Genomic DNA, 18,183 nt, shown 5'->3' on the forward strand with positions numbered 1-18,183 from the left:
GCATAAGAGGAGGAAGAATATATGACACCAAATATATTATTAACAAGAATTGATAACAGACTTGTACATGGACAAGTTGGAGTAACATGGACAACAGCGATAGGAGCAAATCTTTTGGTTGTAGTAGATGATATTGCAGCTAATGATAAAATACAACAACAATTAATGACTATGACTGCAGAGAGTTCAGGAGTTGGAATAAGATTCTTTTCAATAGAAAAAACAATAAAGGTAATAGGAAAGGCAGCGCCATCACAAAAGATATTCTTAGTATGTAAGACACCAGAAACAGTTAGAAAGTTAGTTGATGGAGGAGTTCCTCTAAAAGAAGTAAACGTTGGAAATATGCATTTCTCAGATGGAAAGAGACAACTTACTAAAAAAGTTTTTGTGGATGATAAGGATGTAGAGGATCTAAAGTATATAGAGAGCAAGGGCCTAGATGTTTATATACAAGATACACCAGGGGATTTAAAGAGCAGAGTATAAAATTAAATGAAAAATCATTATAAAGAACAAAGAGTCTATTTAGTTTAGAAGACTTAAAGATAAAAACAAGGAGGGAAAAATCATGCATGAAATTACATTAGCACAAGGATTATTGTTAACTGTAATGTCAGTTATAGTGGGAATAGATGCATTTTTAGAAGGTTTATTTATTTTTAGACCCATTATAGTATGTACTTTAACAGGAGTAATTTTAGGAGATATACAAACAGGCTTAATAGCTGGTGGATTAACAGAGCTAGCCTTCGCAGGACTAACACCAGTAGGAGGTACACAACCACCAAACCCGGTACTCGCAGGAGTAATGACAACTGTAATTGCTTATACAACTGGATCAGATGTAAAAACAACTATAGGATTAGCTTTGCCATTTAGTTTCTTAATGCAATACATAATTTTATTCTATTATTCAAGTTTTTCAATGTTTATGTCAAAATTAACAAAAGCTTCTAAGGAAGTAGATACTAAGACATTTGCTAGAATAAATATTCTTTCAATATTAATTGTAGGATTAACATACGGAATCGTTGTATTTTTATGCACATATGTAGCTCAAGAGCCAATGAAAGCTTTAGTGGAAGCTATGCCAACATGGTTATCTCATGGATTTGAAATAGCAGGGGGGATATTACCAGCAGTTGGATTTGGATTACTATTAAGAATAATGCTTAAGAAAGAATATATGGCATTCTTAATAATAGGATTCATACTAGCATCTTTCTTAAATTTCTCAAACTTATTACCAGTAGCATTAGTGGGAACTGCAATAGCTCTATTCCAATACTTTAATGATAAGGAAAGAGACAAGCAGGTTAAGGAAGCAGTTAGCCAAATAAGCATTGATGGAGGTGAGTTTGATGAAGGAATCTAAGAATCTATTTACTAAAAAAGAAATAGGCAAGTTAGGATTAAGATCAATATTTCTACAGTCTTGTTTTAACTATGAAAGAATGCAAGGAGCAGGTTGGGCATATTCAATGATGCCGTACCTAAAGAAGATACACAAAGATGATAAGGAAGCTCTTTCAGTAGCAATGAAGGATAATATGGAGTTTATAAATACAAACCCTACAATATCACCATTCTTAATGGGGTTCTTATTATCATTAGAAGAGAAGAAAGAAGATAGAAACCTAATAAATAGTTTAAAGGTTGCTTTATTTGGACCACTTGCAGGAATAGGTGATGCATTATTATGGTTTACTTTGCTACCTATAATAGCTGGAATATGTGCATCCTTTGCACAACAAGGAAGCCTTTTAGGACCAATAGTATTCTTTATAGTTTACTTAGGAATATTCTTATCACGTATATTTTTAGCTAGGTTTGGATATGAACTTGGTACAAAGGCAATAGATAAGATTAAAGAAAGTTCAAAAGCTTTAACAAAAGGAGCAACTACATTAGGAGTAACTGTAATAGGAGCATTAATCGCAACTTATGTAAATATTACTGTTTTAAGTGAAATTAAGATAAATGCAGAGCACTCAATATCTCTACAAAAAGATTTCTTTGATAAAATATTACCTAATATATTACCATTAGCATATACATTTTTAATGTACTATTTCTTAAAGAAAAAGAAGGTAAGCCCAACTGTGCTTATAATAGCAACATTTGCATTGGCAATAATAGGTTCATTGTTAGGAGTATTATAATATGAGTAATATAATTGTTTTAATGGGACATGGAAACTTTGCAACAGGTCTTGGATCATCAATAAAGTTAATAGCTGGACCAACAGAAGGGGTACACTATATTGACTTTCTAGAAGAATATAGTAGTGAAACCCTTATGGAAAAGGCAACAAAAGTAGTAGAAGAGAATAAGGGGAATAACATAGTATTTATCTGTGATATTCTTGGAGGGACTCCCTTTAATACAGCGGTTAAAATATCTCTAGAACATGAAGGGGTTAGGGTTGTTTCAGGATGTAATATGAATGCAATACTTGAAGTAATTATGATGAAGGACTCTTTCCAATTAGAGGAGTTAACTGATGAGTTAGTAGAGAAAACAAAAAATTCCGTTTGTAGATATAAAACTAGTGAGGCTACTAGTGAAGAAGAAAATTATGAAGATGGAATTTAAATAAAGGCTAAAAATGGGGCAGTCCCACAAAGAATAAAAACTATAATATATTGTATTAGATTTTTAAATTCTAAGATAACATATTGAAGTTAGATTTCTTAATGTGGCAGCCCCATTCTTTTATATAAACAGTATACAAAAATAACATTTTTTATTAGTTAAACCTTAAGCCTATTATACTAAATAAATTTTAAAGGTTAAAAGTAAGCTTTAGAATGGTTAGAAGAAATATTTATTACATTAGGAGGAGTAAAATGAATATAAATGTATATGAAAATTATGAACTAATGTCAGAAAAGGTTGCAGAATATATTATAGATACAGTAAATAAAAATCCAGAGGCTCTATTATGTTTAGCTGGAGGGGACACTCCACTTAAGGCTTATGAATATTTAGTAGATGCTTACAACAATAAGAGGGTGGATTTCTCAAGATGCAAGTTCGTAGGATTAGATGAGTGGGTAGGTTTAGGAAATGAAACAGAAGGAAGTTGTATAGAAATGTTAAATAAACATCTCTATAGTAAGATAAGTTTAAGAGAGAAACAACTTTGCTTCTTTGATGGACTCTCTAAGGATTTAGAAGAAGAATGTAAAAGAGTAGATAAATTTATTTTTGATAATAAGGGAATTGATCTAATCCTATTAGGTGTAGGCATGAATGGGCATCTAGGGTTTAATGAACCTAATGTTAATCCAGATTTATATTGCACAGTAGTAGACCTTGATACAGTAACTACCAAGGTTGGAGTAAAATATTTTAATGAAGAGGTTGAACTTAAAAAAGGAATAACTGTGGGGATGAAACATATTTTTAGTAGTAACGTAAAAATAATAATGGCTAATGGAGAAAGGAAATCAGACATTATTAAAATGGTTGTTGAAGGTGAAAGGACAAGAGAGATACCTGCAAGCTTGCTTTCTAATGAGGAAAGTCTTGAAATATTTTTAGATAATGGAGCAGCAAGTAAACTTACAAATTATAAAATATCTAAATAAATTATTATATAAGTTCTTCTAAGATTTATGTAAGGCTTTTAAAATATAAAGCTGTCATGAAATTTAGGAGAACTTATATTTTATAGAATATAAAAGTTTTAAGTATCTTAAAATAAGTTATTATTCTAGCTATATAATATATTAGCTTAGAGAGATGAGAAGTTTTATGGTATTGAATAAGAATAGTATATGCAATATAATGGATGAAAATAAATATAGGAATAAGAAGGAATAGATATATGGTTGAATTAATTATAGTATCCCATGGTAATTATGCAATTGAAGTTATTAATTCAGTAGAGATGATTTTAGGAAAGAATAATAATATAAAGGCATTAACTTTAAATAAAGAAGAGAGTTTGGAAAGTCTTACAGACAGGTTAGATAGGGAGATAAAAAATAGTGATTTTAAGGAATTTCTTGTTTTAGTAGATTTTTTAGGAGGAACGCCATTTAATGCAACCAGTAAATTAATAGGTAAAGATAACATTAAAATAATAAGTGGAGTCAATATACCAATGGTACTTAAGATATTACCTGTAGATAATAGAAGTTTAAAGGAAGTAGCCTATATAGCAGAAAAAGAAGGAAAAGAAGGAATAATCAATATTTCTAATTTAATAGAAAAAAGATTAAATAAGGAAAAAGTGGAGGGTAGTTTAAATGGGGAAAATATTTAGAGTAGATGAGAGATTAGTTCATGGTCAAACTATTAATTATTGGTGTACATATTATAATATATCTAAGATTTTTGTAGCTAATGATGAATTAGTAGAGGATGAATTAAAAAAATTATTTTTTAAAATAGCCACTTCAGATGAAGTGGAATTAGAGTTTTTAACCATTAAGCAATCTACTTTTATAGAGGACGAGAAGGAAACAAACTATATGATTTTGTTTAAAAGTATTGAAGATGTAGTTAGATTTGCTGAAGGTGAAGGAATAATTGATAAACTTATAGTAAGTAATGTAAGTTATGGAGAGGAAAAAACTAAGGTAAATGATGGGGTATTTTTAAGCGGAAAAGAAATGAAGAGCATAAGGGTTTTAGAAAATAACTATAATATAAATATTATTTATAAGTTAATGCCAAACTAAAGCTTACATTAGTGATGCTAAAATTTAGATTTTATAAAAACAAAAAGAAATAGCAAGTTTTTTTATGATAACCTATAAATTAAGTTCATGAGATTCTTAATAATAACCTCATGAACTATTTTTATTTTAAACATTATCTTATAAATACTTAGCTTATTTATATAAGAAGAATTCAAATACATAGATATTTCAGTAAAAAGGTATATACTATACTAGGAATGCTTTTCAAAATATGACCATATTTTTTTAGCTTTCCATATTATAATTAAAGGACTCGTTTATAATCTTAGTTAATAAATCCTTATGGAATATAGATTTTATTAATTTATAGCATTATATAGTTATTTATATTGATAGTAAAAATTATGTTAACTATTTAATGCTTTAGAGCTATTTTCTTCAAGACTTACTCCACCCCATTTACACATCTCATGTAAAATAGGCATAAGAGACCATCCTCTTTCTGAAAGAAAATATTCTACCTTTGGTGGTACTTGGTGATATTCCTTACGAACTATAATATTATCAGATTCAAGTTCCTTTAGTTGACTACTTAACATCTTGTGGGTAATTCCTTTAACGGACTTTTTTAACTCTCCATAACGCATAACCTTACACTTAGATAACCAGAACATTATAACCATTTTCCATTTTCCACCTATAATAGATAGCGTGTATTCAAAGGGTTCTGAGTTAATTTCTATTTTTTCATCCATTGCCATACTCTCCTTTAAGTTAGTATCTTACAATAAAGTGCATACTATCTTTTTCATATTAGTTATATAATAATATATACAAAGATGCTTTGCAAAATAACTTATATTATTAAGGGGGAACCTATTATGAGCAAATTTATAGAAATCAAACCTGAAGAATTAAATCAAAGTCCATTTAAGCTTATAGGTAAAGAATGGATGCTTATCACAGCAGAAAAGGATAATAAAGTAAATACAATGACTGCATCATGGGGCGGCTTTGGTGTTATGTGGGGAAAAAATGTAGCATATATTGTTATAAGACCTCAACGTTATACTAAAGAATTTGTAGACAACTCTTCTAAATTTTCTCTAACATTTTTTAATGAAAGCTTTAAAAAACAATTAGGGTATTTAGGCACTGTATCTGGAAAAGATGAAGATAAGATTGCTAAGGCTAATCTAACAATAAGCCATTTAGAAGACACACCTCATTTTGAGGAAAGTAAACTTACAGTTATATGTAAAAAGTTATACGCTCAGGATTTTGACCCAAAGTGCTTTATATCAAAGGATGATGATGAGAAGTGGTATCCTGAAAAAGATTATCACACACTATATGTAGCTGAAGTTGAAAAAATTTTTATAAAGGAAGAATAAGAATTTTATAAAAGTATAGTTTATTAGAGGATAAACGAGGACATTTTAGATTAGTTTTGTTCATTGCTTTTCTCTCCTTTAAGGGGGATATTTTAATTCTTGCAAACTTCATTATATTTCCTAAGGGTGGGAAGAGCAATGTTCATATAATTTAACAGATTCATATTATAACTTGGGGGAAGATTATATGGAAAAATTAAATCAATTACGTGAATTTATGAAGGCTAATTTTGTAGAGTGGGAAGATATAGAATCAGATCAAGAAAAAAAGCTACCACAACCACCTGTAGAAAAGCCTTATGATAATAATTTAGAAGTCATAGACTTACCAGAAGCAAAAGAAGATTTAGTGATAAAAAGTAGTATATTAGATATTATTAACTCTAGAAAAAGCCGTAGAAAATACAATGATGAGGAATTAACTTTAGATGAATTATCATTCCTTCTTTGGTCAACACAGGGAGTGAAAAAGGTTACCACTAATGATGCATCTACAGCAATAAGAACTGTGAGAACAGTACCATCAGCTGGGGCTAGGCATCCTTTTGAAACTTATTTAATAATAAATAGAGTAAAGGGATTAAAAAAGGGAATTTATCGTTACTTAGCTCTAAGTCATAAGCTAGTCTTAATACTTGAGGATGATAATATAGGAGAGAAGGTTTCAGAAGCTTCACTTAAGCAAGTATTCGTAGGTAGTGGAGCAGTTACTTTTATATGGAGCTGTACACCTTATAGGGCAGAGTGGAGATATCATATATCAGCTCATAAAGATATGCTATTGGATGCAGGACATTTATGTGAAAACTTATATATTGCTTGTGAGGCTATTGGACTTGGAACTTGTGCCATAGGAGCTTATAATCAAGAAGAAATAGATAAGTTAATTATGGTTGATGGAAAAGATGAGTTTGCAGTTTATTTAGCACCTGTTGGTAAGTATGATCTAATGAATTCAGTAGAGTAATATTAATTTATAAAATTAAGAACTTTACATTTAACTGATTGATGACTCAATAAGTTTCAACTGAAGCTAATGTAGTTTTAATATTAGAACTTATATATAAGAATAAATATATAGTAAGTAAATAATGGACTTAAGACATTTGTAAAATAATATTATATTTTTTACTATTACAATATACAAGAAAACCACCCTAAGTTATTATGGTGGTTTTCTTAAGGTTTAATTTTAAATTGATTAGTTTTACCCATCATATAGGAAAGTTTTATTATAGCCTTCTCTTCCTCAGACATTTCTCTATTATACATTTTCTCAAATTGATTAATTAATGCTTTAGTATCAATCTTTTCTTTAGGAGTGGAAGTTCTTCTAATAGGATTAAAGTTATATGTTTTAGGAGTCATATTAGGAATATAGATGATTTTAAAAATCTCCTTAGTATAATAAGCATCATAATAGGCGTCATGAAAGTTGTCATTAAATTCTATATTTAAAAGTTCAACAGTGGTTTTTAATCCGATTTTTAATCCTTTTGGAATATTAAAACGCTTTGAAGCGTATTTTTGCACATCAATATATTTTTTAGGAATTAATGAAGTAGATAGATTATGAAATTTTACATTTCTTATAAGCTCTTTCATATCAGAAAGTCCCCAAACACAAAATACACATTCATCAGTTCCGATAAATTGTATAAAGTCCTTATATACCTTAGGAAAAGTTTCACAGGAAAAAAGCTTATCATTTGTTATCTTAGTTAGGTTTTCTACATAGGGATGTATAACTGGATATACCGTAGGTTTAATTAGGGTATTAAAGGTAGAAATTGTTTCAAAGTTTTCGTTAAGCTTTAATGCACCAATTTGAATGATTTCGAAAGGGAATTTTAATGGGGATTCAGGTATTTCACTAGTATCACTTAAATATTTTTGATTAAATTCTAAATCATATATTATATAGTTCATTATTTTTCACCTACTTCAAGTAATGATTATATGTCCTAATATATGGATCACAGGATAAAATTATAATGGATTATAAAATAAGTTAAAAGCTAAATAGGTTTAGCTAAATTGGAAATATGTTTTAGTTTTAAAGTACTAATCCATATAGATTAGTATAACCCTTTCTTTTACAATTTATATTTTTTTATTATAAAAGGCATTAATTTAGAAATTATATTTATATGGTAATGTATAGTGATTTTCATCATAAACAAAGCGGATTATATCACCTAAGTTATAAATAGGCAATTTAATAAATAGCTAAATTTTATGATTATTTTAACTTCTTCACCCTAAAGCAGAAAATATCAAGTAATTATATAGTTTTACTAAATTTATAAAAAACCACTATTATATATAAAATTTCCAAGATTAACAGATAATCCGTTGACATAGGTAAGCATTAATAATTATAATTGGCAATGATATTCATTATCATAAATCGATTAAATATACTACGTAAGTTTATATACATAAAAATATATATAATATATTAAAAGGAGAGGGTCAGTAATGAAAAAAAGATTATTGGTATTAACTTTATCAGCATTAATGGTAGTAGGAGCAGTTGGTTGCGGTAATAAGAATGCTAGTGAAAATAAAGGTACTAACGGTACAAAGGAAGTACAACAAGAAAATAAGGAAAGAAAAGTAAGCTATCTAGGAAAAGAATATACAGTACAAGGCAAAGATCCAAAGGTTGTTATAGCAGGAAGTATGGAATCTATGGAGGATGCACTGATTTTAGGAATAAAACCTGTAGGGGCTATGACTGTAGGAGGAAAGTTTCCAGAGATTTTTAAGGATATAACAGGTGAATCAAAACCTATAGGAGAAAAGATCCAACCAAATATTGAAGCCATAGTATCTTTAAAACCAGATATAATATTAGGCTCAACTAAGTTTCCAGCAGAAGCTTTAGAAAAGTTAAACAAAGTAAAAGAAACCATACCAGTTTCACATATATCTAGCGATTGGGAAGCTAATCTTATGCTTATGGGAGAGATAAGTGGAAAAGAAGATAAAGCTAAGGAAATTATTAAAAATTATAAGGATGAGGTAAAAGAGGCCAAAGGAAAATTTGGTGATAAGATGAAGGACAAAAAGGTTGTTGCTATAAGAATAAGAAATGGTAATATAGCTATTTATCCAGAGGCTGTATTCTTTAATCCAGTTCTTTATAATGAACTAGGATTAACAGTTCCAGAACCGGTAAAGGCTGCAAAGGCTCAAGAAATTACTTCCTTAGAGAAATTTTCAGAGTTAAATCCAGATTATATCTTCCTTCAATTCTCTGAATCAGAAAATGCAGACAAGCCTAAAGCTTTAGAAGAATTAAAGAAAAATCCTATATGGAATAGTATTAATGCAGTAAAGAATGATAAGGTATTTGTAAATACTGTTGATCCATTAGCTCAAGGAGGAACTGCTTGGAGTAAGTCAAACTTCCTAAAGGCGGCTGTATCAGAGTTATCTAAATAATTAGGAGTGAACATAGTATTATGTCAAAAAAGATTTCAAAGCCAATGTTGATTTTACTCATATCACCAGTACTTATGATATTAACAGTAGTGTTATCAATTTTATATGGGGCGAAGGACATTGACATAAATATAGTAAAAGAGGCTTTTTTAAGCTTTGATTCAACTAATGTGAATCATCAAATTATAATGTATTCTCGATTACCAAGGGTAATAGGGGCTCTTTTAATAGGAGGATTTTTAGCAGTATCAGGAGCATTGATGCAAGGGGTTACAAGGAATTACCTTGCATCTCCCTCTATTATGGGGGTTTCTGATGGATCTGTTTTTGTTGTTACAATTTTCATGATATTTTTTCCAGAAACATCTTCTTTAACTTTAATTATATGTTCCTTTATAGGTTCTGCTATTGGAGCATTGATGACATTTGGACTAGCATCCCTTGTTCCTAATGGAATGTCTCCAGTACGACTTGCTATTATTGGAACAATTACAGGAGCGTTTTTAAATAGTGTATCAGCAGCATTATCTACATATTTTCAAGTTTCACAAAATATAAGCTTTTGGTATAATTCTAAGCTTCATCAAATTACTCCAGATAGAATAAAAATTATAATACCTTTTGCTATAGTAGGAATTATAGCTGCAATAGCAATCTCCAAATCTATAACAATATTATCTTTGGGAGAAGATATTTCAATTAGCCTTGGACAAAGAACTGGTGTTATAAAGTTTATTGCAATGAGTACTGTTGTTATCTTGACAGGTATATCAGTAGCCTTAGCAGGAAAAATAGCTTTTATTGGGCTTATAATACCCCATACAGTTAGGTTTCTAGTTGGAAGTGATTATAAGTGGATTATTCCATGTTCTGCTGTAACTGGGGCTATATTTTTAGCACTTTGTGATATAGTAAGTAGATTCTTAAACTATCCTTTTGAAACACCTATAGGAGTTGTAACTTCCCTTATAGGAGTGCCTTTCTTCTTATATTTAGCAAGAACTAAAGGAGGGCAAAAAAATGGATAAGGATTCATTAAAAAGGTATAGTACTGTAGTTTTTATAACCATTATTTTAATTTTAGTATTTATGTACATAAGTATAACCAATGGGACATATGATCTTTCTATTAAAGAAATAGTAGACACCCTATTTAGAATAAATCCTGATCCTAATAATGACTTAGTTATATTCGAGTTTCGTCTTCCTAGGATTGTTATTGGGGCTTTAGTTGGTTTCGGATTTGGAATCGCAGGAACAGTAATTCAAGGAATAACAAAAAACGGCCTAGCAGATCCAGGAATCCTAGGTATAAATGCAGGAGCTGGAATGGCAATTGTTTTATTTATATTCTTATTTCAAGGAAAGTTTGATGGTGCAGGCTGGATATCAACTCTATCCATGCCTTTATTTGGACTAGTAGGAGGACTTACATCAGCTGTATTAATCTATCTCTTTGCCTGGAAGAATGGTAGATTAGATACACAAAGGCTTATCCTAGTAGGAATAGCAATAAGTTCAGGATTAGGAGCAGTTTCTTTATTTATATCTTTAAAAATGAATGCTTCAGATTTTGAAATGGCTACTGTATGGATAAACGGAAGCATCTGGAATGCTAACTGGAAATATATAATATCTATAATGCCTTGGGTTATTTTATTATTTCCTGTAATTTTAAGAAAATCATTTATTTTAGACTTATTTCAGTTAGAAGAGAATACAGTTAAAAGTTTAGGTATATCCACTGAAAGAGAAAAGGCTATATTATTATTAGCAGCTATAGGAATTGTCAGTGCCTGTGTATCTGTATCTGGTAATATAGGATTTGTAGGATTACTTTCACCTCATATTGCAAAGAGGCTTGTTGGAATCCATCACAGAAGGGTTGTTCCAGTAGCTGGATTAATTGGAACACTATTAGTTATAGTTTCGGACTTTATTGGTAAAACCATATTTGCCCCTAATGAATTGTCTGTTGGAATTGTTATTTCTATAATTGGTATACCTTATTTTGTATATTTATTATTAAGATCAAAAGTATAGGGGGAATTAAGGTGAGTATATTAGAAGTTAATAAGTTAGAAACGTGCTATGAAAACTTTGTAGTATTTAAGGATATAAATTTAAAAGTAGAAGAGGGTAAAATAACAACTATAATTGGACCAAATGGATGTGGAAAGTCTACTTTATTAAAAACCATGGGCCGTATAATAAAGCCTAGTAGGGGAGAAGTTTATTTAAGAGGAGAAAACATTGCTAAAATACAAACTAAGAGTATTGCAAAGACTTTAGCACTACTTCCTCAAAACCCTGTAGCTCCTCCAGAGTTAAAGGTTGAAGAGTTAATTTCTTATGGAAGGTTTCCTCATTGTAAGAAGATAAATAAATTAACTACTAGGGATAAAGAAATTATAGAGTGGGCAATAAATGTTACAAAAGTTAATGGATTTAAGGATCGTGAAATAGGCTGTTTATCAGGAGGGCAAAGGCAAAAGGTATGGCTAGCTATGGCATTGGCTCAAGAAACAGATGTTTTACTTCTTGATGAGCCAACTACCTATCTTGATATGTCACACCAACTAGAAGTACTTAAGATCGTAGAAGAGTTAAATAAGGAAAGAAAGTGTACTGTAGTTATGGTACTTCACGATATTAATCATGCTTCAAGATTTTCTCATAACATTGTAGCAATGAAGGGTGGAGAAATAATGGCCATAGGTAAACCAGAAGAGGTAATCACAAAGCCTGTATTAAAAGAAGTATTTAATATTGATGCTAGAATTATCATTGATGAAACCAATGGATCACCGGCTTGTTTTGGATATGATAGCATATAATTATAATAAAATTCATTAAGAAGAAATAGAATTACATATATATGTGGTTCTATTTTTTTTTATAGAATATTTTCTGTGGGTATATATAATATTACCTTCTAGTATTAGTTTTAAATAAGCATGTAGTTATTATTCACCTTTAAAATAAGCGAGAGTTTTATCATATTCTCCAATTAGAAGAAATGAATTTTGAATCATTGTGGTTTTTATTTCTATATTTCATTATTAATAAAAAACATTAGTATCATTAGTATAATTGTATACAATTACTTTATACAGTAAGTGGAGATTATGGAGTAAATAGGTGGAAATTTGCAGAAAAGTATCTAAAGAGTATAAGAAAGTGTATACTTTCATATAATTATTTACCTAAAGTTTTCCATATAAGTTTAAGAAAAATTATAGATATATATAATAGTGTATACTTATTTTGAAGAAAAAATATTAAAAATTTAAAATAACCCTATTTTTAATAATTATATTTAAAAAAAGTGGTGGTAAATTAATAAAGTAATAAATATTGAAATTTTATTTCAAATAAGTGGACATGTTAACGATATCAATGTATCATTAAAGTATACTAATAATACATTAACGCATTAGAAAAAACATTAGAAAAGTTTACTTGATATTGTAAGTAAACGTTATTACATAAATAGGTATTAGGGATAAGGAGGTAGTTAAATGAGTAAATTAAAAATCACAGTTATTGGTGGAGGTAGTAGTTATACCCCAGAAATAATTGAAGGATTTATTAAAAGAAGAGAGGAACTTCCAGTTTCAGAGATAAACCTAGTAGATATAGAGGCAGGAAGAGAAAAGCTTGAGATTGTAGGAAACCTTGCTAAAAGAATGGTGAAAAAAGCAGAAGTTGATATAAAGATAAATCTTACTACAGATAGAAGAGAAGCCTTAAAGGATTCAGACTTTGTAGTTACTCAATTTAGAGTAGGTGGATTAGAAGCAAGAGCAAAGGATGAAAGATTTCCACTTAAGTATGATGTTATTGGACAAGAGACTACAGGACCAGGAGGCTTTGCAAAGGCATTAAGAACAATTCCAGTTATGATGGATATATGTAAGGATATAAAGGAACTTTGTCCAAATGCTTTCCTAATAAACTTTACAAACCCATCTGGATTAGTTACAGAAGCAGTTAATAAATTTACTGACGTAAAGTGTATAGGATTATGTAATGTACCAGTTCATATGAAAATGAATTTTGCAGAAATATTAGAAGTAAGTCCAGAAGACTTATATGTTGATTTTGCAGGCCTTAATCATTTAGTTTGGGTTAAGAATGTATGGTTAAAAGGTGAAGATGTAACAATGAAGTTAATAGACATAATGACTGATGGAGAAACAATGTCTATGAAGAACATTCCACCAATGCCATGGGATAGAGATTATTTAAAAGCTTTAGGATGTATTCCATCTCCATATCATAGATATTATCTAATGAGTGATAAGCTTTTAGAAGAAGAGAAAAAAGCTGCATCACCAGAGGGCGATGGTACAAGAGCAGAAGTAGTTAAGAAGGTAGAAACAAGATTATTTGAGTTATATAAAGATGAAGAGCTTAAGGAAAAGCCTAAGGAACTTGAAAAAAGAGGAGGAGCTTATTACTCAGAAGCAGCAGTTTCATTAATAAGTGCCATCTATAATGATAAGAAGGAAGTCCACGTTGTAAATGTTGTGAATAACGGAACAATAAAAGACTTACCAGCTGATTGTGTAATAGAAAGAAACTGTTTAATAGATAGAAGAGGAGCAACTCCAATAACATTAAAAGAGGAGTTACCAATTGAAGCATTAGGAGTAGTACAAGCTGTTAAGGCTTACGAGGTACCAGCTGTAGAAGCGGCAGTTAAGGGAGATAAGGATAAGGCATTCCTTGCTATGGCAAATCATCCTTTAGTGCCATCTGTAGAAGTGGCAAAGAAATTACTAGAGGAATTATTTGAAATAAATAAGGATCACTTAAAGCAGTTTAAATTTTAGGAGGAATAAAAATGATGGAAGAAATGATTTTTGAAATAATATCTCATACAGGGGAAGCAAGAGGATATATATTTGATGCTCTTAAGGAAGCGCAAAAGGGAGACTTTGAAAAGGCAAAAGAATTAATAGGTAAATGTGATGAGGAAATGAAAGTAGCTCATAATACTCAAACTAAGTTAATACAAGAAGAAATAAATGGGGGAATAAAGGTAAGCTTACTTATGGTTCATGCTCAAGACCAGTTAATGACTGCAATGTCAGAGCAATATTTAGTATCTCAAATGATAGAGATGTATAAAGAAATAAGAAGTAAATAGGTGGATACAATGCTATATAACTTATTTACTGGGATAATATATTTATTTTCAGCCATAGTAAGTATAATGATTCCTGTTAAGTTAACCCATTATTTGTGTAATGTTAAAAAGATTAAAATAAATCGTTGGATAATAGGGGGAGTCTCTCCACTGTTTCTCATAGTACCTAAAATAATATTTGGGGAAATCCCAAGTATTATTTGGGGGATATTATTATTTCTCTTTATTGAATCAGTAGTTATGTTTTTCGAGTTATCAAGAATGATGATAGATAATAAGCAGGTAAAAGGTTTAATAGATTACTCAAAATATATAAAAAATGATGATAAAAGCAAAGGGAAAAAGAAAAGGAGAAGCGTGAAGTAAGAAGTAAGGTGGGGAGAATTTTGAGACATGAAGCTGTTTATGATGTTATAAAAGATGAGTGCAGAAAGCAATATGTTTTAGGCGAGATAAAAGGTATTGATGCAAAAACAGTAGCCGCAAAATTAAATATGTATAGACCCAATGTAGTAAAGCAGTTTAAAAAGCTTATGGAAATGAATCTCATATATAGAAGGGAAGGAAGACCAGTTCTATACTATGTGGATTTAAGTACTATAGAGTACGAGGTAAAAAGCTTAGAAGATAAGGAAAGTATATCTAATAATATAGATAAATTTCTTAAAACAAAAACTGAGAATTTAAGTACTAAGGGATTTCAAGGGGAAGAAATAAAAAATAAGCTCACAAATGAATTAGAGAATTATATAGAGAATTATTTTCAAGTAATAAAGAGCAGAAATAGGATGAAAAAGATAGTGAATGAATTAGTGAATGTTGAATATATCATAGGTATTGATGGGGGAGGCACTAAGACAGAAGCTGTAGCTTATGACCTTAATGGCAATAAGATATCAGAGGGAATCTCAGGCTTTGGTAATATCCTAGTAAATAAGGAAGAAGGACTTAAGAATATTGAGATATCTGTACTTAAGTGTATAAAGGATTTAGATGAAAGTAAGTGTTTGCATATATATGCAGGTCTTGCTGGAGCAGAAACAGGAAATAATAAAGAGATAATAAAAAGCTATATTGAAGAAAGATTTCCTGTGAGCGTAACAGTTGTAAGTGATGCAGATCTTGCTATAAATGCCCTTCTTAAAGGGGAAGATGGAATTTTAACCATATCAGGTACAGGTTCCATAAGCTGTGGAAAGAAAGGCAAGGAAAGCTTTAGAGCAGGAGGCTGGGGAAATATACTGGGAGATGAAGGTAGTGGATATTTTATTGCAATAGAAGCTATAAAGAAAATGGTAAATGATAATGATGATGGAAAAGAAGTTAGTTATTTATCAAAAAAAGTCCTTGAAGAGCTTAAGATTAAGGATATCCCAAGTATGATAAAGTTTGTGTATTCCTCAAATAAAGGGGATATAGCTGCACTAGTTCCTGTAGTAGTAAGGGCAGCAGATGCAGGAGATGAAAATGCAGCTCATATTTTAAAAGAAGCAGGTAGTCATTTAGCTAGAATCACCTACAAGACCTATAAGCTTATGAATTTAAAAGAAAATGTATCTATAGCTGTTAAGGGAAGTATACTCACAAAGGTGTCTTTAGTCAAAGAGAGTTTTATAAATGAACTTAACAATCTTATAGGAGATTATATATTGGTTGATGAAGATGTTTCATCAGCAAAGGGAGCCTATTATATGGCTCTTAAGGATCTTAAAATAAATATTTAAGGAGGGACTCTCATGAGAAAACTTGGAATTTCTATATATCCAATGCATAATTCAAGAGAAGAGATAAAAGATTATATATCTTTAGCTGGAAAGTATGGATTTAAAAGAATATTTACTTGTCTTCTATCTGTTGAAGGAGAAAAAGAAAGAATCTTAGATGAATTTAAAGATATAGTTACCCATGCTAATACCTTCGGAATGGAAGTTATTGCAGATGTGAGTCCTAAGGTTTTTAAGGACTTAGAACTGGATATAAAAGACCTTAGATTCTTCAAAGATATGGGGCTTTATGGCATAAGATTGGATATGGGGTTCAATGGCATAGAAGAATCTCAAATGACTTATAATCCACACGGAATGAAGATAGAAGTTAATATGAGTAACGGAACTAAATATATAGATAATATCTTAAGTTATTTACCAAATAAAGAAAACCTTCTAGGATGTCATAACTTCTATCCTCATAGATATACTGGACTAAGTTTTGAACATTTTATAAAGTGCTCAGAGCAATTTAAGGAAAAAGGTTTAAGAACAGCAGCTTTTGTTTCCTCAAATACTGCAAAATATGGACCATGGCCAGTATCAGAGGGGTTATGTACATTAGAGTGTCATAGAAGCCTTCCGATAGATGTGCAAGCTAAGCATTTATGGGCAACAGATCTTATAGATGATGTTATAATAGCCAATGCTTTTGCATCAGAGGAAGAACTAAAGGCATTAAGTAAGTTAGATCCTTATTGTCTAGAGCTTAAGTGTACTTTAGTAGATGATATTCCAACTATTGAAGGTGATATTGTTTCAAAGGAATACCACTTCAATAGAGGAGATGTTTCTGAATACGTTATAAGATCTACTCAAAGTAGGGTTAAATATAGAGGACATAACTTTGAACCTTTTAATACACCAGATATGAATAGAGGAGACATAATAATTGAAACATCTCTTTATGGACACTATGCTGGTGAGTTACAAGTGGCATTAAAGCCTATGGAAAACTCAGGTAAAAGTAACATTGTAGGTAGAATAGAAGAGGGAGAGTTATTCCTATTAGATTATATAAAGCCTTGGCAAAAGTTTAAACTTAAGGTTTTAGATTAAAGGTTTACTTTAGGAGTGATATTAAACATGATTAGAAAAAAGCTTATGATAACAGGAAATATAGGAGATGGAGGAATAAGATACTTTGCTCAAATGACTGCTTCATCATTAAAACTTACTGGTATTGCTAAAAGAGGAGAGGCAGGAGCAATAAACTTAGAACTTCAAGGAGAAGAAGAGAATATTGAAAAGTTTATAGAAAAACTTAAGCTAGGAAATGGCTTTTTCAAGGTAGAAAACATTGAAAGTGAATCTATGGATTTAGTTTCAAGTGAGAGAATGTTCTTAGTTAAATAATAGGGTAATATTTAAAATTATATATAAAATACTAGATAAATATAAAGGAGGAAATATAAATGAATGTATTAATGGTTTGTTCTGGAGGAATGTCTTCAACAATAGTTGTAAAAGCAATAGAGGGAGAAGCTAAAAAACAAAACTTCCCACTAGAGATAATGGCTATAGGTACACCAGAATATGAGGAAAAATTAGAAGCTGGTTCATATGACTTAGTAATAGTTGCTCCTCAAGTAAAGCACAGACTTGATTTCTTCAAGGAAGTTGGAGAAAGAAGAAATGTACCAGTAGAGTTAATTCCACCAATGGGATACACTCCAATAGGAGCACCAAAGGTATTAAACGATATCATTAAAAAACATGCCAAATAATAATTTTATAAATTATATGATTTAAGGGGGGACTCA

The 18,183-nt window shown here is 30.3% G+C and carries 22 protein-coding genes; 20 read left to right on the top strand and 2 right to left on the bottom strand.

Features of this window, described 5'->3' with window-relative positions:
* The first annotated feature begins 21 nt into the window (after positions 1–21).
* The 7 genes from agaB (at position 22) to BR69_RS0108450 (ending at position 4,694) form a co-directional block, all read left to right on the top strand.
* Positions 22–489: a PTS galactosamine transporter subunit IIB gene (gene agaB, locus BR69_RS0108420; RefSeq protein WP_027632790.1), complete on the top strand. Its 468-nt coding sequence runs from the start codon at positions 22–24 to the stop codon at positions 487–489.
* 82 nt (positions 490–571) lie between these two features.
* Positions 572–1,378: a PTS galactosamine transporter subunit IIC gene (gene agaC / locus BR69_RS0108425; RefSeq protein ID WP_027632791.1), complete on the top strand. Its 807-nt coding sequence runs from the start codon at positions 572–574 to the stop codon at positions 1,376–1,378.
* Positions 1,365–2,165, top strand: coding sequence for a PTS galactosamine transporter subunit IID (agaD, locus tag BR69_RS0108430; protein WP_034849569.1), 801 nt, complete (start codon positions 1,365–1,367; stop codon positions 2,163–2,165). The genes agaC and agaD overlap by 14 nt, the downstream gene beginning before the upstream one ends.
* A 1-nt stretch (position 2,166) precedes the next feature.
* Positions 2,167–2,598: a PTS sugar transporter subunit IIA domain-containing protein gene (locus tag BR69_RS0108435; protein WP_027632793.1), complete on the top strand. Its 432-nt coding sequence runs from the start codon at positions 2,167–2,169 to the stop codon at positions 2,596–2,598.
* Positions 2,599–2,852: 254 nt separating this feature from the next.
* On the top strand, positions 2,853–3,596 hold the full coding sequence (locus tag BR69_RS0108440; RefSeq protein ID WP_027632794.1) for a glucosamine-6-phosphate deaminase: 744 nt from the start codon (positions 2,853–2,855) through the stop codon (positions 3,594–3,596).
* A gap of 239 nt (positions 3,597–3,835) precedes the next feature.
* On the top strand, positions 3,836–4,276 hold the full coding sequence (locus BR69_RS20235) for a PTS sugar transporter subunit IIA (RefSeq protein ID WP_051623548.1): 441 nt from the start codon (positions 3,836–3,838) through the stop codon (positions 4,274–4,276).
* On the top strand, positions 4,260–4,694 hold the full coding sequence (locus BR69_RS0108450) for a PTS sugar transporter subunit IIB (protein WP_027632795.1): 435 nt from the start codon (positions 4,260–4,262) through the stop codon (positions 4,692–4,694). The genes BR69_RS20235 and BR69_RS0108450 overlap by 17 nt, the downstream gene beginning before the upstream one ends.
* 368 nt (positions 4,695–5,062) lie before the next feature.
* On the opposite strand, the gene BR69_RS0108455 is transcribed toward BR69_RS0108450, so the two are convergent.
* Positions 5,063–5,410, bottom strand: coding sequence for a winged helix-turn-helix transcriptional regulator (locus BR69_RS0108455; protein ID WP_027632796.1), 348 nt, complete (start codon positions 5,408–5,410; stop codon positions 5,063–5,065).
* 126 nt (positions 5,411–5,536) lie between these two features.
* On the opposite strand from BR69_RS0108455, the gene BR69_RS0108460 reads away from it, so the two are divergent.
* Together BR69_RS0108460 and BR69_RS0108465 are read left to right on the top strand one after the other, a co-directional pair.
* Positions 5,537–6,049 (top strand): flavin reductase, encoded by a 513-nt coding sequence (locus BR69_RS0108460; RefSeq protein WP_027632797.1) that lies wholly within the window; start codon positions 5,537–5,539, stop codon positions 6,047–6,049.
* Between the two features lie 187 nt (positions 6,050–6,236).
* A complete protein-coding gene (locus BR69_RS0108465; protein WP_027632798.1) occupies positions 6,237–7,016 on the top strand; it encodes a SagB/ThcOx family dehydrogenase in 780 nt (259 codons plus the stop codon).
* A 212-nt stretch (positions 7,017–7,228) separates the two neighbouring features.
* On the opposite strand, the gene BR69_RS0108470 is transcribed toward BR69_RS0108465, so the two are convergent.
* Positions 7,229–7,978, bottom strand: coding sequence for a 3'-5' exonuclease (locus BR69_RS0108470; RefSeq protein ID WP_027632799.1), 750 nt, complete (start codon positions 7,976–7,978; stop codon positions 7,229–7,231).
* A gap of 552 nt (positions 7,979–8,530) precedes the next feature.
* Between BR69_RS0108470 and BR69_RS0108475 the strand changes: the two genes are divergently transcribed.
* From BR69_RS0108475 to BR69_RS0108525, 11 genes are all read left to right on the top strand, one after another.
* Complete coding sequence (locus BR69_RS0108475; protein WP_027632800.1) at positions 8,531–9,499, top strand: ABC transporter substrate-binding protein; 969 nt, start codon at positions 8,531–8,533, stop codon at positions 9,497–9,499.
* Between the two features lie 20 nt (positions 9,500–9,519).
* Positions 9,520–10,527, top strand: coding sequence for a FecCD family ABC transporter permease (locus BR69_RS0108480; RefSeq protein ID WP_027632801.1), 1,008 nt, complete (start codon positions 9,520–9,522; stop codon positions 10,525–10,527).
* On the top strand, positions 10,520–11,542 hold the full coding sequence (locus BR69_RS0108485; protein ID WP_027632802.1) for a FecCD family ABC transporter permease: 1,023 nt from the start codon (positions 10,520–10,522) through the stop codon (positions 11,540–11,542). The genes BR69_RS0108480 and BR69_RS0108485 overlap by 8 nt, the downstream gene beginning before the upstream one ends.
* Before the next feature lie 11 nt (positions 11,543–11,553).
* A complete protein-coding gene (locus BR69_RS20240; RefSeq protein WP_034849572.1) occupies positions 11,554–12,336 on the top strand; it encodes an ABC transporter ATP-binding protein in 783 nt (260 codons plus the stop codon).
* 684 nt (positions 12,337–13,020) lie between these two features.
* Positions 13,021–14,337 carry a 6-phospho-beta-glucosidase gene (locus BR69_RS0108495; RefSeq protein ID WP_027632803.1) on the top strand — a complete coding sequence of 439 codons (1,317 nt, stop codon included), beginning with the start codon at positions 13,021–13,023 and terminating at the stop codon, positions 14,335–14,337.
* A gap of 11 nt (positions 14,338–14,348) precedes the next feature.
* Complete coding sequence (locus BR69_RS0108500) at positions 14,349–14,654, top strand: PTS lactose/cellobiose transporter subunit IIA (protein ID WP_423219673.1); 306 nt, start codon at positions 14,349–14,351, stop codon at positions 14,652–14,654.
* 9 nt (positions 14,655–14,663) lie between these two features.
* Positions 14,664–15,020, top strand: a complete 357-nt coding sequence (locus BR69_RS0108505; RefSeq protein WP_027632805.1) for a hypothetical protein — start codon at positions 14,664–14,666, stop codon at positions 15,018–15,020.
* A 20-nt stretch (positions 15,021–15,040) separates the two neighbouring features.
* Positions 15,041–16,378, top strand: a complete 1,338-nt coding sequence (locus BR69_RS0108510; RefSeq protein WP_242840674.1) for an N-acetylglucosamine kinase — start codon at positions 15,041–15,043, stop codon at positions 16,376–16,378.
* A gap of 12 nt (positions 16,379–16,390) precedes the next feature.
* On the top strand, positions 16,391–17,479 hold the full coding sequence (locus BR69_RS0108515) for a DUF871 domain-containing protein (RefSeq protein ID WP_027632807.1): 1,089 nt from the start codon (positions 16,391–16,393) through the stop codon (positions 17,477–17,479).
* 27 nt (positions 17,480–17,506) lie between these two features.
* Positions 17,507–17,776 (top strand): acylphosphatase, encoded by a 270-nt coding sequence (locus BR69_RS0108520; protein ID WP_034849573.1) that lies wholly within the window; start codon positions 17,507–17,509, stop codon positions 17,774–17,776.
* Positions 17,777–17,835: 59 nt separating this feature from the next.
* Positions 17,836–18,147: a PTS sugar transporter subunit IIB gene (locus BR69_RS0108525; protein ID WP_027632809.1), complete on the top strand. Its 312-nt coding sequence runs from the start codon at positions 17,836–17,838 to the stop codon at positions 18,145–18,147.
* The last annotated feature ends 36 nt before the right edge of the window (positions 18,148–18,183 follow it).

Origin of the sequence: Clostridium hydrogeniformans DSM 21757, from assembly GCF_000686705.1 — a bacterium.
Classification (GTDB): Bacteria; Bacillota; Clostridia; order Clostridiales; family Clostridiaceae; genus Clostridium_Z; species Clostridium_Z hydrogeniformans.

Excerpts from the sequence above, each read along its gene's own strand:
- agaB (WP_027632790.1), top strand. The coding sequence starts at position 22 with ATGACACCAAATATATTATTAACAAGAATTGATAACAGACTTGTACAT.
- agaC (WP_027632791.1), top strand. The coding sequence starts at position 572 with ATGCATGAAATTACATTAGCACAAGGATTATTGTTAACTGTAATGTCA.
- agaD (WP_034849569.1), top strand. The coding sequence starts at position 1,365 with ATGAAGGAATCTAAGAATCTATTTACTAAAAAAGAAATAGGCAAGTTA.
- BR69_RS0108435 (WP_027632793.1), top strand. The coding sequence starts at position 2,167 with ATGAGTAATATAATTGTTTTAATGGGACATGGAAACTTTGCAACAGGT.
- BR69_RS0108440 (WP_027632794.1), top strand. The coding sequence starts at position 2,853 with ATGAATATAAATGTATATGAAAATTATGAACTAATGTCAGAAAAGGTT.
- BR69_RS20235 (WP_051623548.1), top strand. The coding sequence starts at position 3,836 with ATGGTTGAATTAATTATAGTATCCCATGGTAATTATGCAATTGAAGTT.
- BR69_RS0108450 (WP_027632795.1), top strand. The coding sequence starts at position 4,260 with ATGGGGAAAATATTTAGAGTAGATGAGAGATTAGTTCATGGTCAAACT.
- BR69_RS0108455 (WP_027632796.1), bottom strand. The coding sequence starts at position 5,410 with ATGGATGAAAAAATAGAAATTAACTCAGAACCCTTTGAATACACGCTA.
- BR69_RS0108460 (WP_027632797.1), top strand. The coding sequence starts at position 5,537 with ATGAGCAAATTTATAGAAATCAAACCTGAAGAATTAAATCAAAGTCCA.
- BR69_RS0108465 (WP_027632798.1), top strand. The coding sequence starts at position 6,237 with ATGGAAAAATTAAATCAATTACGTGAATTTATGAAGGCTAATTTTGTA.
- BR69_RS0108470 (WP_027632799.1), bottom strand. The coding sequence starts at position 7,978 with ATGAACTATATAATATATGATTTAGAATTTAATCAAAAATATTTAAGT.
- BR69_RS0108475 (WP_027632800.1), top strand. The coding sequence starts at position 8,531 with ATGAAAAAAAGATTATTGGTATTAACTTTATCAGCATTAATGGTAGTA.
- BR69_RS0108480 (WP_027632801.1), top strand. The coding sequence starts at position 9,520 with ATGTCAAAAAAGATTTCAAAGCCAATGTTGATTTTACTCATATCACCA.
- BR69_RS0108485 (WP_027632802.1), top strand. The coding sequence starts at position 10,520 with ATGGATAAGGATTCATTAAAAAGGTATAGTACTGTAGTTTTTATAACC.
- BR69_RS0108495 (WP_027632803.1), top strand. The coding sequence starts at position 13,021 with ATGAGTAAATTAAAAATCACAGTTATTGGTGGAGGTAGTAGTTATACC.
- BR69_RS0108500 (WP_423219673.1), top strand. The coding sequence starts at position 14,349 with ATGATGGAAGAAATGATTTTTGAAATAATATCTCATACAGGGGAAGCA.
- BR69_RS0108505 (WP_027632805.1), top strand. The coding sequence starts at position 14,664 with ATGCTATATAACTTATTTACTGGGATAATATATTTATTTTCAGCCATA.
- BR69_RS0108515 (WP_027632807.1), top strand. The coding sequence starts at position 16,391 with ATGAGAAAACTTGGAATTTCTATATATCCAATGCATAATTCAAGAGAA.
- BR69_RS0108520 (WP_034849573.1), top strand. The coding sequence starts at position 17,507 with ATGATTAGAAAAAAGCTTATGATAACAGGAAATATAGGAGATGGAGGA.
- BR69_RS0108525 (WP_027632809.1), top strand. The coding sequence starts at position 17,836 with ATGAATGTATTAATGGTTTGTTCTGGAGGAATGTCTTCAACAATAGTT.